Origin of the sequence: Pseudomonas sp. NBRC 100443 (assembly GCF_030268185.1) — a bacterium.
Classification (GTDB): Bacteria; Pseudomonadota; Gammaproteobacteria; order Pseudomonadales; family Pseudomonadaceae; genus Pseudomonas; species Pseudomonas citronellolis.
On the sequence record NZ_BSQE01000006.1, the window covers coordinates 153,280 to 167,797 of the forward strand.

Below are 14,518 nucleotides of genomic sequence, written 5' to 3' on the forward strand. Positions count from 1 at the left end.
GGAGGGATGCGTAGACGTAGCCTGCTGTTGGGCCTGTGCGGCCTGCCGCTGCTGGCCGCGGCGGTGGAGGGCGACCCGGTGCCCTCGGTGATGTGGGACTACCACCACAAGCGCCTGCTCGGCGGCGAGCCCTTCGTCTTCGACGAGCGGGTGAAGCTGGGCGTGCCGCCCTTCGCCGAGGACGCGCGGCAGGTGCCGGTGGAGGTGGACGCGCGGCAGCTGCCCGGGCGCTTCGAGCGCCTGGTGCTGTGGGCCGAGCTGAACCCCATACCCCACGTGCTGACGCTCTACCCGGGCGAGGGCCTGGAGGCGCTGCTGGCGGTACGCATCCGCATCGAGCAGGCCACCGCCATCCGCGCTGCGCTGCGTGGTGAAGATGGCGTGTGGCACGTGGGCTCGGCCTGGATCGACGCCGCCGGCGGCGGCTGCACCGCGCCCAGCGTGGTGCGCGCCCAGGCCGGCTGGGAGCAGCGCCTGGGCCAGGTGCACGGCGGGGCTTTCTCGCGCGGGCCGAACACCCGGCTGCGGCTGAAGGTGGAGCACCCGATGGACAACGGCCTGGTCGGCGGCATCCCCGAGTTCTACCTCGACCACGCCGAACTGCGCACGCCCGAGGGCGAGGTGCTGGCGCGCCTGGACCTGTTCCCGGCGGTGAGCGAGAACCCCAGCTTCAGCTTCGAACTGCGCGGCCATCCCCACGCGAAGCTGTTCCTGCACGACAACAACGGCAACGAGTTCGAGGCCGCCCTCTGAGGCGGCCGGCCCGCCCGCGAGGTGCCCATGCGTTACCTGCTGACCTTCCTGCTGCTGCTCTGCACCCAGGTCCTCGCCGACCTGCAGTACCACCTGCAACCCCGGCAGATCGCCGAGGGCACCTGGCTGGTGGAGGGCAGCACCGACAACTTCGCCAAGGACAACGGCGGCAACATCGTCAACGTGGCGTTCATCGACACCGGCGACGGCATCCTGGTGATCGACACCGGCCCCTCGCGGCGCTACGGCGAGGCATTGCGCGCGGTGATCCAGCAGACCACCGGCAAGCCGGTGACTCAGGTGCTGCTGACCCACCACCACCCCGACCACGTGCTGGGCAACCAGGCCTTCGCCGACGTGCCCATCGGCGCGCTGGCCGGCACCGGCAAGCTGCTGAAGGAGCAGGGCAACGCCATGGCGGAGAACATGTACCGCCTGGTGGGCGACTGGATGCGCGGCACCGAGGTGGTACTGCCGACGCAGACGGTGGAACCGGGCGAGCTGCAGGTCGGCACGCACCGTTTCCGCCTGCTCGGTTTGCGCGGGCATACCGGGGCGGACCTGGCGATCCTCGACGAGACCAGCGGGGTGCTGTTCGCCGGCGACCTGGTGTTCTACGAGCGCGCGCTGACCACGCCCAACAGTCCTGGGCTGGACGTCTGGCTGGCCGATCTCGATACCCTGCAGGCGCTGCCCTGGAAGCTGATCGTCCCCGGCCACGGGCCCATCGCCACCGACGCCAGGCCCTTCGCCCAGATGCGCGACTACCTCGGCTGGCTCGACAGCGTGATGCGCGAAGGCACCCGCGAAGGCGCGGACATGAACGACCTGCTGCGCACCCCCATCCCCGAACGCTTCGCCGGCATCAGCCTGACGCGCTACGAGCTGATCCGCAGCGTCACCCACCTGTACCCGCGCTACGAACAGCAGGCGTTGCCGCGTATCGACCAGCAGTGAGCCGCCCCGGCTCTTCGTAGGAGCGAGCTTGCTCGCGAACAAACGCGGTGCCATGCGGTTCGCGAGCAAGCTCGCTCCTACGAAAGGCCGTGTTCTCACCTGTAACGGGCCGCGTGGCCGTTCCCCTGTAGGAGCGCGCCCTGCGCGCGAATCGCGGGCAGGGCCCGCTCCTACAGGTCTTCCGCACGTCACGGAGTTGTCTATTGGGTTCCCGCGTTCGCGGGAATCCAGAAAACAGCGATCACAAAGCCGGGTATTGCTACCAAGGAACTAGGGAATTCGGCAAAGCGGTCAATTGTTGGCCCACCGCACCGGGCCAAGAATCTGCGGCAGACCGGGAAAACTTCCCGGGTACAACAACAAATCCGCAGAGGTAGCCGCAATGAGACATGCAGGTCCCACCCCTTCCTTCGCGCGCAGCGCGCTCTTCGCCGCACTCGCCCTGGCCAGCCTGGGCGCCCAGGCCGCGGTTACCGACCAGGACATCAGCGACAGCGCCAAGCGCACCGACCAGATCGTGGTCAACGGCATCAACCAGCAGGGCCAGCGCTTCAGCCCGCTGAAGACCCTCAACAGCGACAACGTCAAGGAACTGCGCCCGGTGTGGGCGCTATCCTTCGGCGGCGAGAAACAACGCGGCCAGCAGGCCCAGCCGCTGGTCAAGGACGGGGTGATGTACGTCAGCGCCTCCTACTCACGGGTGTTCGCCGTGGACGCGCGCACCGGGCGCAAGCTCTGGCAGTACGACGCGCGCCTGCCCGACGGCATCATGCCCTGCTGCGACGTGATCAACCGCGGCGTGGCCCTGTACGGCGACCTGGTGATCTTCGGCACCCTGGACGCCAAGCTGGTGGCGCTGAACAAGGACACCGGCAAGGTGGTGTGGAAGAAGACCGTGGCCGACTACAAGGCCGGCTACTCCATCTCCGCCGCGCCGCTGATCGCCAAGGGCAAGCTGATCACCGGCGTGGCCGGCGGCGAGTTCGGCGTGGTCGGCAAGATCGAGGCCTACGACCCCACTAACGGCGAGCTGCTGTGGAGCCGCCCGACCGTCGAAGGCCACATGGGCTACGTGTACAAGGACGGCAAGGCCATCGAGAACGGCATCTCCGGCGGCGAGGCCGGCAAGACCTGGCCGGGCGACCTGTGGAAGACCGGCGGCGCCGCGCCCTGGCTGGGCGGCTACTACGATCCGAGCACCGATTCGCTGTTCATCGGCACCGGCAACCCGTCGCCGTGGAACTCGCACCTGCGCCCGGGCGACAACCTGTTCTCCTCCTCGCGCCTGGCGCTGAACCCGGAGGACGGCTCGATCAAGTGGCACTTCCAGACCACCCCCCACGACGGCTGGGACTTCGACGGCGTGAACGAGCTGGTGTCCTTCGACTACAAGGACGGCGGCAAGACCGTGAAGGCCGCGGCCACCGCCGACCGCAACGGCTTCTTCTACGTGCTGGACCGCACCAACGGCAAGTTCATCCGCGGCTTCCCCTTCGTCGACAAGGTGACCTGGGCCAAGGGCCTGGACCCGAACGGCCGGCCGATCTACGACGACGCCCACCGCCCCGGCGCGCCGGGCGAGGGCGCCAAGGGCAGCTCGGTGTTCGTCTCGCCGTCCTTCCTCGGCGGCAAGAACTGGATGCCCATGGCCTACAGCCAGGACACCGGCCTGTTCTACGTGCCCTCCAACGAGTGGGGCATGGACATGTGGAACGAGAACGTCACCTACAAGAAGGGCGCGGCCTACCTGGGCGCCGGCTTCACCATCAAGCCGCTGAACGAGAAATACATCGGCGTGCTGCGCGCCATCGACCCGAAGACCGGCAAGCAGGTGTGGCGCTACGAGAACTACGCGCCGCTGTGGGGCGGCGTGCTGGCCACCCACGGCAACCTGGTGTTCACCGGCAACCCCGAGGGCTACCTGATGGCCTTCGACGCCAAGAGCGGCAAGAAGCTCTACGAGTTCAACACCGGCTCGGGCGTGATCGCCTCGCCCATCACCTGGGAGATGGACGGCGAGCAGTACGTCACCGTGCTCTCCGGCTGGGGCGGCGCCGTGCCGCTGTGGGGCGGCGAGGTGGCCAAGCGCATCAAGGACCTGGACCAGGGCGGGATGATCTGGACCTTCAAGCTGCCGAAGGATCTGGTGAGCAAGCGCTGAGTTCGCAGGGGTAGGGCAGGGGGCTGGCTGGTGCCGGCCCTTTGCTTTTTGGGGGCTTTGCTTTTTGCTTTTCGTAGGAGCGAGCTTGCTCGCGAACGGTGTCTCCCGGTTGCAGTGGTGCAAGCGTTGACTCCGGCCCCTCTCCCTAACCCTCGGCTGCGCGCCCCGCCCTGAAGGGAGAGGGGACCGTTCGGTGTGCGCTGATGCTTCGGCGTTAGCCGGCTTGTACCGAGTGGCCGGCTGACACCAAGTCCTCTCTCGGCACGGACAAGCCCCCTCTCCCTTCAGGGCGGGGCGCGCAGCCGAGGGCTGGGGAGAGGGGGCGAGATTCGAGCCTGCACTGGAATCGCCGGCAGACTCCATGTGGTGGTTCGCGCAAGCAAGCTCGCCCCCACGAACCCCCCCCTCTACTACCAAATAACTACCCCCCCACGCCCATGGGCGCATTCCTGGCCGGCGCGGGCGCTGCCTAAGATCGCCGCAAGGCCCGGGCTTGGTGCGCCGGGACGCCACAGGAGAGCTTCGCCATGATCTACGCCCCACCCGGAACCCCCGGTGCCGTCGTCACCCTCAAGCCGCGCTACGGCAACTACATCGGCGGTGAATTCGTGCCGCCGGTGCTCGGCCAGTACTTCAACAACACTTCCCCGGTGAACGGCCAGGCGATCGCCGAATTCCCCCGTTCCACCGCCGAGGACGTGGAGCGCGCGCTGGACGCCGCCCACGCCGCCGCCGATGCCTGGGGCCGCACTTCGGTGCAGGAGCGCTCGCTGGTCCTGCTGAAGATCGCCGACCGCATCGAACAGAACCTGGAAGTGCTCGCCGTCACCGAGACCTGGGACAACGGCAAGCCGGTGCGCGAAACCCTCAACGCCGACATCCCGCTGGCCGCCGACCACTTCCGCTACTTCGCCGGCTGCATCCGCGCCCAGGAAGGCTCGGCCGCGGAGATCAACGACACTACCGTGGCCTACCACATCCACGAGCCGCTGGGCGTGGTGGGGCAGATCATCCCGTGGAACTTCCCGCTGCTGATGGCCGCCTGGAAACTCGCCCCGGCCCTGGCCGCCGGCAACTGCGTGGTGCTCAAGCCGGCCGAGCAGACGCCGCTGGGCATCTGCGTGCTGATGGAAATCATCGGCGACCTGCTGCCGCCGGGCGTGCTCAACGTGGTGCAAGGCTTCGGCAAGGAAGCCGGCGAGGCGCTGGCCACCAGCAAGCGCATCGCCAAGATCGCCTTCACCGGCTCCACCCCGGTGGGCTCGCACATCCTCGAATGCGCGGCGAAGAACATCATTCCCAGCACCGTGGAACTGGGCGGCAAGAGCCCGAACATCTACTTCGAAGACATCATGCAGGCCGAGCCGACCTTCATCGAGAAGGCCGCCGAGGGCCTGGTGCTGGCCTTCTTCAACCAGGGCGAGGTGTGCACCTGCCCGTCCCGCGCCCTGGTGCAGGAGTCGATCTTCGAGCCGTTCATGGCCGAGGTGCAGAAGAAGATCGCCCAGATCAAGCGCGGCAACCCGCTGGACACCGAGACCATGGTCGGCGCCCAGGCCTCGCAGCAGCAGTACGAGAAGATCCTGTCGTACCTGGACATCGCCCAGAACGAGGGCGCCCAGCTGCTGGCCGGCGGCCAGAGCGAGCGGCTGTCCGGCGACCTCGCCAGCGGCTACTACATCCAGCCCACGCTGCTGAAGGGCCACAACGGCATGCGCGTGTTCCAGGAGGAAATCTTCGGCCCGGTGGTGGGCGTGACCACCTTCAAGGACGAGGCCGAGGCTCTGGCGATTGCCAACGACACCGAGTTCGGCCTGGGCGCCGGCGTCTGGACCCGCGACATCAACCGCGCCTGGCGCATGGGCCGCGGCATCAAGGCCGGCCGCGTGTGGACCAACTGCTACCACCTGTACCCGGCGCACGCCGCGTTCGGCGGCTACAAGAAGTCCGGCGTCGGCCGCGAGACGCACAAGATGATGCTCGACCACTACCAGCAGACCAAGAACCTGCTGGTGAGCTACGACGTCAACCCGCTGGGGTTCTTCTGAGGTAGACCGGCCGCCCGCGACCCCGTCCCCATCCGGGGGCGCGGGCCGGTTCCGGCAAGCGTGTTCAACACCCGCGCCCGGCGCTCCACCGGGCCACCTTTTTTCGATGCGCCCGAGCATGGGCGACCCGTGCGCCCCTCCCACTTCCGGGCGTTGCGGGGCTATCGAGCGCGGCTTCGGCCGCGTTTTTTGTTTTTGGGCAGGGTGTTTCCCGGTGATCGCGGTGTTCTTGGCGTCACTCCGTTCCCTCTCCCCAGCCCTCGGCTGCGCGCCCCGCCCTGAAGGGAGAGGGGGCTAGTCCGTGCCGAGAGAGGTGATGGTTTGTGCTTGAAATCACCGGAGTTGCCGGCTAACGCCATAACAGCAAACCCTGCCCAACGGTCCCCTCTCCCTTCAGGGAGAGGGTTAGGGAGAGGGAACGGCATCAACGCCTGCACCCCCGCAACCGGGAGGCACCATCCCCAAAAAAGCCCCCTCAACACCCATCCCCCTCCCTACCAAATCAGGGGGGAAACTCCTTCGAAAGTATCATTCGGAGGGCTCCCCCCTGGTGTTTAACTCGACCTGCCGGAATCGCCGGCCAACAAGAAGAGGACAGACCCATGTGGACCAAGCCTAGCTTCACCGACCTGCGCCTTGGCTTCGAAGTGACCCTGTACTTCGCCAACCGCTGATCCACCCGGCCCCGGTCTTCCGGGGCCCCTGCCCACGGGGCACTGTCATGCACATCCGTATTCTCGGTTCGGCCGCCGGTGGCGGCTTCCCGCAGTGGAACTGCAACTGCCGCAACTGCCACGGCGTGCGCAGCGGCCAGGTGCTGGCGCAGCCGCGCACCCAGTCGTCCATCGCCCTGTCCGACGACGGCGAGCGCTGGATTCTCTGCAACGCCTCGCCCGACATCCGCGCCCAGCTCGCCGCCTTCCCGGCCCTGCAGCCGGCGCGCAAGGTGCGCGACACGGCCATCGCCGGCATCCTCCTGCTGGACAGCCAGATCGACCATTGCACCGGCCTGCTCAGCCTGCGCGAGGGCTGCCCGCACGACGTCTGGTGCACGCAGATGGTCCACCAGGACCTGACCAGCGGCTTCCCGCTGTTCAACATGCTGCAGCACTGGAACGGCGGCCTGCGCCACCACCCGATCGAGCTGGACGGCGCGCCCTTCACCGTTCCCGCCTGCCCGAACCTGCGCTTCACCGCCATCCCGCTGCGCAGCGCCGCGCCGCCGTATTCGCCGCACCGCCACGACCCGCACCCGGGCGACAACATCGGCCTGTTCGTCGAGGACCTGGGCAGCGGTGGCAAGCTGTTCTACGCCCCCGGCCTGGGCCAGGTGGACGAGGCGCTGCTGGGCTGGATGCGCCGCGCCGACTGCCTGCTGGTGGACGGCACCCTGTGGCGCGACGACGAGATGCGCCGCTGCGAAGTGGGCGACAAGCTCGGCAGCGAGATGGGCCACCTGGCTCAGAGCGGCCCCGGCGGCATGCTCGAGGTGCTGGACGGCGTGCCCGGGCCGCGCAAGGTGCTCATCCACATCAACAACACCAACCCCATCCTCGACCCGGCCTCGCCCGAACGCGCCGAACTGGACGCCCGCGGCGTCGAAGTGGCCTGGGACGGCATGGCCATCCACCTGTAGAGGGAGCGCGCGATGAACGCCGCCATGAGCCCCGCCGAATTCGAGCAGGCGCTGCGCGCCAAGGGCGCCTGCTATCACATCCACCACCCGTTCCACGTGGCCATGTACGAGGGCCGCTGCACCCGCGAGCAGATCCAGGGCTGGGTGGCCAACCGCTTCTACTACCAGCTGAACATCCCGCTGAAGGATGCCGCCATCCTCGCCAACTGCCCGGACCGCGACACCCGCCGCGAGTGGGTGCAGCGCATCCTCGACCACGACGGCCGCCCCGGCGAGCCCGGCGGCATCGAGGCCTGGCTGCGCCTGGCCGAGGCGGTGGGCCTGGAGCGCGAGCAGGTGCTGTCGCAGGAACTGGTGCTGCCCGGCGTGCGCTTCGCTGTGGACGCCTACGTCAACTTCGCCCGCCGCGCCAGCTGGCAGGAAGCGGCCAGCAGCTCGCTGACCGAGCTGTTCGCCCCGCAGATCCACCAGTCGCGGCTGGACGCCTGGCCGCAGCACTACCCCTGGATAGACGCGGCCGGCTACGACTACTTCCGCAGCCGCCTGTCCCAGGCCCGCCGCGACGTGGAGCACGGCCTGCGCATCACCCTGGAGCACTACCGCACCCGCGAGGCCCAGGCGCGCATGCTGGACATCCTGCAATTCAAGCTCGACGTGCTCTGGAGCATGCTCGACGCCATGAGCATGGCCTACGAGCTGGACCGCCCGCCGTACCACACGGTGACCCGCGAGCGCATCTGGCACAGGGGGCTGCTGTGATGAGCCTGCCCGCGCTGGACAGCGTGCCGCGCATCCGCCGCGGTTTCCGCCTGCAATTCGAACCGGCCCAGGGCTGCCACGTGCTGCTCTACCCCGAAGGCATGGTCAAGCTCAACGACAGCGCCGGGGAAATCCTCCAGCGCATTGATGGCCAGCGCGACGTGGCGGCCATCATCGCCGAGCTGAGCAAAAGCTTCCCCGGCGTGCCGGGCATCGACGAAGACATCCTGGCATTCCTCGAGGTGGCCCATGCGCAATTCTGGATCGAGCTGCACTGAAGGCGCCGGCCCGCCGCTGTGGCTGCTGGCCGAGCTGACCTACCGCTGCCCGCTGCAGTGCCCGTACTGCTCCAACCCGCTGGACTTCGCCAGGCAGGGCGGTGAACTGAGCACCGCCGAGTGGATCGAGGTGTTCCGCCAGGCCCGCGAGCTGGGCGCCGCGCAGCTGGGCTTTTCCGGCGGCGAGCCGCTGCTGCGCCAGGACCTCGCCGAGCTGATCGGCGCGGCCCGCGGGCTGGGCTTCTATACCAACCTGATCACCTCCGGCATCGGCCTGAGCGAGGCGCGCCTGGCGCAGTTCGCCGAGGCCGGGCTGGACCACATCCAGATCAGCTTCCAGGCCGCCAACGAGGAGGTGAACAACCTGCTCGCCGGCTCGCGCAGGGCCTTCGCCCAGAAGCTGGCCATGGCCCGCGCGGTGAAGGCCCACGGCTACCCGATGGTGCTCAACTTCGTCACCCACCGGCACAACATCGACAACATCGGGCGGATCATCGAGCTGTGCATAGAGCTTGAGGCGGACTTCGTCGAACTCGCCACCTGCCAGTTCTACGGCTGGGCCGAGCTGAACCGCGCCGGCCTGCTGCCCACCCGCGCGCAGCTGGAGCGCGCCGAGCGCATCACCCACGAATACCGCGAACGCCTGGCCGCCGAAGGCAAGCCCTGCAAGCTGATCTTCGTCACCCCGGACTACTACGAGGAACGCCCCAAGGCCTGCATGGGCGGCTGGGCCAGCGTGTTCCTCGACGTCACCCCCGACGGCACCGCGCTGCCGTGCCATAGCGCGCGGCAACTGCCGGTGCAGTTCCCCAACGTGCGCGAGCACAGCCTGCAGCACATCTGGTACGAATCCTTCGGCTTCAACCGCTACCGCGGCGACGCCTGGATGCCCGAGCCGTGCCGCTCCTGCTCGGAGAAGGAACGCGACCACGGCGGCTGCCGCTGCCAGGCCTACATGCTCACCGGCGACGCCGACGCCACCGACCCGGTGTGCGCCAAGTCGGCCCACCACGGGAAGATTCTCGACGCCCGCCGCCAGGCCGAGGAAGCGCCGCTGGGCCTGGACCAACTGACCTGGCGCAACCAGCGCGCCTCGCAACTGATCTGCAAGGCCTGAGGGTGCGCAGCCTGGCCCATGGCGACTGGCCCAGCGCCTGGAGCGCCGAGCGCGCGGTGGCGGCGGGGCGCGACTTCGCCGAACTGCACGCGGCCCACGGCGGGCTGCTGTGGCTGGAATTCGAGCCGCGCAGCGCGCGCTGCCGCCTGTACCTGTGGCGCGACGGCGCGCTGCAGGAACTGACGCCGCCCGGCGCCTCGGCGCGCAGCCGTGTCTACGAATACGGCGGCGGCGCCTGCTGCGCCACGGCCGAGGGCGTGGCCTGGGTGGAGGAGGGCGACCAGCAGGTGCGCTGGCTGCGCTTCGGCGAGGCGCCCCGGCAGCTGACCGCGCGCCCGCAGTGTCGCTATGGCGACCTGCACTACGTGGCGGCCTGGAACGCGCTGCTGGCGGTGGAGGAAAGCCGCGAGGGCGACGCCGTGGTCCACCGCATCGTGCGCCTGGACGCCGATGGTGCGCGCCAGGTCATCGCCGAAGGCGCGGACTTCTACGCCGCGCCGACAGCCAGCCTCGACGCGGCACGTATCGCCTGGGTGGAATGGGACCGCCCGCAACAGCCCTGGACCGCCACGCGCCTGTGCCTGCTGCGGGACGGTGTGCAGCGTTGCCTGGCGGGCGAGGGCGGCGAAGAATCCATCCAGCAACCGCGCTTCGACGACCAGGGCCGCCTGCACTGGCTCAGCGACCGCAGCGGCTGGTGGCGCCCCGAGGCCGAGGACGGGCAGGCCGGAGCCTTCGCTGCCGCCGACCACGCCCCGGCGCCCTGGCAACTGGGTGGGCGCAGCTACATGCCGCAGGCCAATGACGAGATGCTGCTGAGCCGCTTCGAGGAAGGCCGCGGGCTGCTGGTGCTGCGCGCCGCCGATGGCAGCGAACGGCGCCTGGCCCCGGATTTCTCGCGCTTCCGCGCCCTGGCCGCCGACGCCGGGCACTGCTACTGCATCGCCGCCGCCGAGGACCGCCTGCCGGCGCTGCTGGCCATCGGCCGCGAAAGTGGCCAGGTGCAAGTAATCGCCGGCGGCGAGCACCTGCTGGACGAGGCCGAGCTGTCGCGCCCGCAACCCTTCGGCTACCCGGTGGCCGGCAACGAGCGCGGCCACGGCTTCTTCTACCCGCCGCGCAACGCCCAGTGCCGCGGCCCGGCGGGGCGGCGGCCACCGCTGGTGGTGTTCCTGCATGGCGGGCCCACTTCGGCCTGCTACCCGGTGTTCGATGCGCGCATCCAGTTCTGGACCCAGCGCGGCTTCGCCGTGGCCGACCTCAACTACCGCGGCAGCGCCAACTTCGGCCGCGCCTACCGCGAACGCCTGCGCAGCGAGTGGGGCAGGGCGGAGGTGCAGGACATCTGGGCGGCGGTGGTGCAACTGGCCGCCGATGGCCTGATCGACCGCCAGCGGGTGTTCGTCCGCGGCGCCAGCGCCGGCGGCTACAGCGCGCTCTGCGCCCTGGCCTTCGTCGGCGGCTTCCGCGGAGGCGCCAGCCTCTATGGCGTCAGCGATCCGCTGGCGCTGGGGCGGGTGACGCACAAGTTCGAGGCCGACTACCTCGGCTGGCTGATCGGCGACCCGCAACGCGACGCCCGCCGCTACCGGGCGCGCACGCCGCTGCTGCACGCCGCGCGCATCCAGGCGCCGGTGATCTTCTTCCAGGGCGAACTGGACGCCGTGGTGGTGCCCGAGCAGACCCAGGCCATGGTCGCCAGCCTGCGCCAGCGCGGCCTGGCCGTGGAATGCCACCTGTACCCCGGCGAGCGCCACGGCTTCCGACAGGCGGCCAACCTGGCCCACGCGCTGGACGCCGAGTGGCGCTTCTACCGTGCGCTGCTGGGCGGCTGACGGCCGGGCCAAGGTCGCATTGCAATCAGCGCAGGATGCAGTAGGCTCGCGGAAACATTTCATAACAAGAACAAGCACCCCATGAGCCACGACCTCAGCCTGCTGCGCAAATTCGTCTCGCCAGAGATCATCTTCGGTGCCGGTTGCCGGCACACCGTCGCCAACTACGCCAAGACCTTCGGCGCCCGCAAGGTGCTGCTGGTGTCCGACCCCGGCGTGCTCGCCGCCGGCTGGGTGGCCGACGTGCAGGCCAGCCTGGCCGGGCAGGGCATCGAGCACTGCCTGTACACCGACGTATCCCCAAACCCGCGCGTGGAAGAAGTGATGCGCGGCGCCGACATCTACCGCAGCGAGGGCTGCAACGTGATAGTCGCGGTCGGCGGCGGCAGCCCCATGGACTGCGCCAAGGGCATCGGCATCGTCGCCGCCCACGGCCGCAACATCCTCGAGTTCGAAGGCGTGGACAAACTGCGCGTGCCCAGCCCGCCGCTGATCCTCATCCCCACCACCGCCGGCACCTCGGCCGACGTCTCGCAGTTCGTCATCATCTCCAACCAGGACGAGCGCATGAAGTTCTCGGTGGTGAGCAAGGCGGTGGTGCCCGACGTGTCGCTGATCGACCCGGAAACCACCCTGAGCATGGACGGCTTCCTCTCCGCCTGCACCGGCATCGACGCCCTGGTCCACGCCATCGAGGCCTTCGTCTCCACCGGCCACGGCCCGCTCACCGACAGCCACGCGCTGGAGGCCATGCGACTGATCGACGGCAACCTGGTGCAGATGATCGCCAACCCCAACGACATCACCCTGCGCGAGAAAATCATGCTCGGCAGTATGCAGGCCGGGCTGGCCTTCTCCAACGCCATCCTCGGCGCGGTGCACGCCATGTCCCACAGCCTGGGCGGCTACCTCGACCTGCCCCACGGGCTGTGCAACGCGGTGCTGGTGGAGCACGTGGTGGCCTTCAACTACAACGCCGCGCCCGAGCGCTTCAAGGTCATCGCCGAGACCTTCGGCATCGACTGCCGCGGCCTCAGCCACGCGCAGATCCGCCAGCGCCTGGTCGAGCACCTGATCGCCCTCAAGCGCGCCGTGGGCTTCCACGAGACCCTCGGCCCGCACGGCGTGGGCATCTCCGACATTCCCTTCCTGTCGCGCCACGCCATGCAGGACCCGTGCATCCTCACCAACCCCCGCGAATCCAGCCAGCGCGACGTCGAGGTGGTCTATGGCGAGGCCCTCTGAGCCGCAGCAGGACGCCCTGGCGGCGCTGCTCGGCCTGGGCAGCCACTCCACGCGCAAGAGCCACTACCCCGAGCTGCTGGCGCGCCTGGAGGAACTGGAAACCGAGCGCAACCGCTACAAGTGGCTGTTCGAGCACGCCGTGCACGGCATCTTCCAGGCCAGCCTCAGCGACGGCCTGCGCGCGGCCAACCCGGCCCTGGCGCGGATGCTCGGCTACGCCGACCCGCAGCAGGTGTTGTGGAACCTGCAGGACATGGCCACGCAGCTGTTCGCCGGCGGCGAGGCGGAGATGCGCCGCATCCGCGACCTGCTGCGCGAGCAGGGCGGGCTGTTCGGCTACGAGACGCGCCTGCTGCGCAAGGACGGCAGCCACGTCGACGTGCTCATGAACCTGCTGCTCAAGCCCGACGAAGAGGGCCTGGTGGAAGGCTTCGTCGCCGACATCACCGAGCGCATCCTGGCCCAGCAGCGACTGCAGACACTCAACGAGGAACTGGAGCAGCGCGTCGCCGAACGCACCGGCGAGCTGGAAGCGCTGAACCAGCAGCTGCGCGAGGCCCGCGATGCCGCCGAGGCGGCCAACCACAGCAAGGACAAGTACCTGGCGGCGGCCAGCCACGACCTGCTGCAACCGCTCAACGCCGCGCGCCTGCTGGTGGCCACCCTGCGCGAGCGGCAATTGCCGGGCGCCGAGCAGCAACTGGTGGAGCGCACCCACCAGGCCCTGGAAGGCGCGGAAAACCTGCTCACCGACCTGCTGGAGATCGCCCGCCTGGACCAGAGCGCGATCCGTCCGGACCTGGACGTCCACGGCCTGGACGAACTGCTCGGCCCGCTGGCCTCGGAGTTCGAAAGCGTGGCGCTGTCGTCCGGCCTGCAACTGCGCGTGCGCATCCCCAATCTCTCGGTGCGCACCGACGCGCGCCTGCTGTCGCGCATCCTGCGCAACTTCCTCAGCAACGCCTGCCGCTACACCGGGCGCGGTGGCGTGCTGCTGGCCGCACGGCGGCGCGGCGCCAGCGTGCGCCTGGAGGTGTGGGACACCGGCCGCGGCATCCCGGCGGACCAGTTGCAGGCGATCTTCCTCGAATTCAACCAGCTCGACACCGGCCGCGCCGCCGAGCGCCAGGGCGTGGGCCTGGGCCTGGCCATCGTCGACCGCATCGCCGGGCTGCTCGGCTGCGCGGTGCAGGTGCGCTCGGTGCCCGGGCGCGGCTCGCTGTTCGCCCTCGAAGTGCCCCTGGCCGAGGCGCTGCCGCCGCGCGCCGGCGGCGATGCCGCGCCGCGCCCGAGCACCGGCGACCCGCTGCCGGGCCGGCGCCTGCTGGTGGTGGACAACGAAACCTCGATCCTCTTCAGCATGGCCGCGCTGCTCGGCCAGTGGGGCTGCGAGGTGCTCACCGCCACCGACCGCGACGCCGCCCTGGCGCTGCTCGGCCCGCAGCCGCCGGAGGCGATACTGGCCGACTACCACCTGGACCACGGCGCCACCGGCTGCGAGCTGGTGCGCGACCTGCGCCGCCACTACGGCCGCGAGATCCCCGCGGTGATGATCAGCGCCGACCGCAGCGACGAATGCCGCCGCGCCCTGCAGCGCCTGGGCATCCCGCAGCTGAACAAGCCGCTGAAGCCGGGCAAGCTGCGCGCGGTGCTCAGCGCGCTGCTCGATACGCCGGCCTGACCGGCCGGTCATGGGCGGATTCGCCCACGCGGGCTAGAATACCCGCTG

Annotated in this window: 12 protein-coding genes; all 12 read left to right on the forward strand. The window is 69.5% G+C overall.

The window, feature by feature from the left end; all coding sequences use genetic code 11:
• The first annotated feature begins 6 nt into the window (after positions 1 to 6).
• The 12 genes from QSJ95_RS10035 (at position 7) to QSJ95_RS10090 (ending at position 14,470) form a co-directional block, all read left to right on the forward strand.
• On the forward strand, positions 7 to 753 hold the full coding sequence (locus QSJ95_RS10035; protein WP_285642071.1) for a quinoprotein dehydrogenase-associated SoxYZ-like carrier: 747 nt from the start codon (positions 7 to 9) through the stop codon (positions 751 to 753).
• A gap of 27 nt (positions 754 to 780) precedes the next feature.
• Positions 781 to 1,710, forward strand: coding sequence for a quinoprotein relay system zinc metallohydrolase 1 (locus QSJ95_RS10040; protein ID WP_285642073.1), 930 nt, complete (start codon positions 781 to 783; stop codon positions 1,708 to 1,710).
• Positions 1,711 to 2,092: 382 nt separating this feature from the next.
• Positions 2,093 to 3,871, forward strand: coding sequence for a methanol/ethanol family PQQ-dependent dehydrogenase (locus QSJ95_RS10045; protein WP_285642075.1), 1,779 nt, complete (start codon positions 2,093 to 2,095; stop codon positions 3,869 to 3,871).
• 527 nt (positions 3,872 to 4,398) lie between these two features.
• Positions 4,399 to 5,919: an acetaldehyde dehydrogenase ExaC gene (gene exaC, locus QSJ95_RS10050; RefSeq protein WP_285642077.1), complete on the forward strand. Its 1,521-nt coding sequence runs from the start codon at positions 4,399 to 4,401 to the stop codon at positions 5,917 to 5,919.
• A gap of 602 nt (positions 5,920 to 6,521) precedes the next feature.
• Entirely contained in the window at positions 6,522 to 6,593 is a 72-nt protein-coding gene (gene pqqA, locus QSJ95_RS10055) for a pyrroloquinoline quinone precursor peptide PqqA (protein WP_003106462.1), read from the forward strand.
• A gap of 47 nt (positions 6,594 to 6,640) precedes the next feature.
• Positions 6,641 to 7,555, forward strand: coding sequence for a pyrroloquinoline quinone biosynthesis protein PqqB (pqqB, locus tag QSJ95_RS10060; protein WP_061561999.1), 915 nt, complete (start codon positions 6,641 to 6,643; stop codon positions 7,553 to 7,555).
• A gap of 12 nt (positions 7,556 to 7,567) precedes the next feature.
• Complete coding sequence (pqqC, locus tag QSJ95_RS10065; protein ID WP_285642081.1) at positions 7,568 to 8,314, forward strand: pyrroloquinoline-quinone synthase PqqC; 747 nt, start codon at positions 7,568 to 7,570, stop codon at positions 8,312 to 8,314.
• A complete protein-coding gene (pqqD, locus tag QSJ95_RS10070; RefSeq protein WP_009622916.1) occupies positions 8,314 to 8,592 on the forward strand; it encodes a pyrroloquinoline quinone biosynthesis peptide chaperone PqqD in 279 nt (92 codons plus the stop codon). Before pqqC ends, pqqD begins: the two co-directional genes overlap by 1 nt.
• The gene (gene pqqE / locus QSJ95_RS10075) at positions 8,564 to 9,709 is read left to right on the forward strand and encodes a pyrroloquinoline quinone biosynthesis protein PqqE (RefSeq protein WP_285642084.1); all 1,146 of its coding nucleotides are present in this window, start codon (positions 8,564 to 8,566) and stop codon (positions 9,707 to 9,709) included. The genes pqqD and pqqE overlap by 29 nt, the downstream gene beginning before the upstream one ends.
• 2 nt (positions 9,710 to 9,711) lie before the next feature.
• Positions 9,712 to 11,544 carry an alpha/beta hydrolase family protein gene (locus QSJ95_RS10080; protein ID WP_285642086.1) on the forward strand — a complete coding sequence of 611 codons (1,833 nt, stop codon included), beginning with the start codon at positions 9,712 to 9,714 and terminating at the stop codon, positions 11,542 to 11,544.
• Between the two features lie 81 nt (positions 11,545 to 11,625).
• Complete coding sequence (gene ercA, locus QSJ95_RS10085) at positions 11,626 to 12,789, forward strand: alcohol dehydrogenase-like regulatory protein ErcA (protein WP_285642088.1); 1,164 nt, start codon at positions 11,626 to 11,628, stop codon at positions 12,787 to 12,789.
• A complete protein-coding gene (locus QSJ95_RS10090) occupies positions 12,773 to 14,470 on the forward strand; it encodes a PAS domain-containing hybrid sensor histidine kinase/response regulator (protein ID WP_043313205.1) in 1,698 nt (565 codons plus the stop codon). Before ercA ends, QSJ95_RS10090 begins: the two co-directional genes overlap by 17 nt.
• Positions 14,471 to 14,518: the final 48 nt, after the last annotated feature.